Raw genomic sequence first — 811 nt, 5'->3', positions numbered from 1 at the left:
GGGCCTTGCTGCCTGCACCCTGCCGCTGCTCGCTTTTCTGAATGCGGGCGATCATCTGCTTTTACCTGACTCGGTTTACGGGCCGACACGGCGTTTTGCCGGAACCATGCTTGCGCGCATGGGTATCGAGACAAGCTATTACGCACCTCTGGCCGATGAAGAGGCCTTGCGTGGCCTGTTGCGTGACAATACGCGCGTCATTTTTGCGGAGAGTCCCGGGAGCCATACTTTCGAGGTTCAGGATATCCCGATGCTGGCGCGCGTGGCCCATGAGCATGGTGCTCTGCTGATGCTCGACAACACCTGGGGGATCGGCATCTTCCAGCCTTTCCGCCACGGGGTGGATGTGTCGATCCAGGCCCTCACCAAATATCCGGCAGGACATTCCGATGTGATTGCCGGGGCGATCACGGTCGCCGATGGCGCGCTCTGGAAAGATCTGCGCGACTCAGCCATTCAGATCGGCCAGCTAGCCGGGCCGGACGAATGCTGGCTGACGCTGCGCGGATTGCGCACCATGGCCGTACGTCTGGAGCGGCAATCGGCCTCGGCTCTGCTGGTGGCACAATGGCTGCGAGGTCGGCCCGAAGTGGCAAAAGTCCTTCATCCCGCCTTCGAGGAATGCCCGGGTCATGAATTCTGGGCACGTGATTTCGAGGGCGCGAGTTCACTCTTCGGCGTTGAGTTGCGCGCGGATCTCTCGGTTGCGGCGATGCGTGACATGATCGACGCGCTCGCATTATTCGGTATTGGCGCGTCCTGGGGCGGGTATGAAAGTCTCGTTCTTCCGACTACTGGCGGGGGGGGGGGG

Annotated in this window: 1 protein-coding gene; it reads left to right on the top strand. The window is 61.5% G+C overall.

From position 1 onward, the window contains the following. The coding region (locus tag C0V97_RS18190; RefSeq protein ID WP_127103766.1) for a PLP-dependent aspartate aminotransferase family protein at window positions 1-811 on the top strand (811 nt) is incomplete at both ends.

The organism is Asaia sp. W19 (assembly GCF_003994335.1).
GTDB lineage: Bacteria > Pseudomonadota > Alphaproteobacteria > Acetobacterales > Acetobacteraceae > Asaia.
This window is presented reverse-complemented; position numbering and strand designations above follow the sequence as displayed.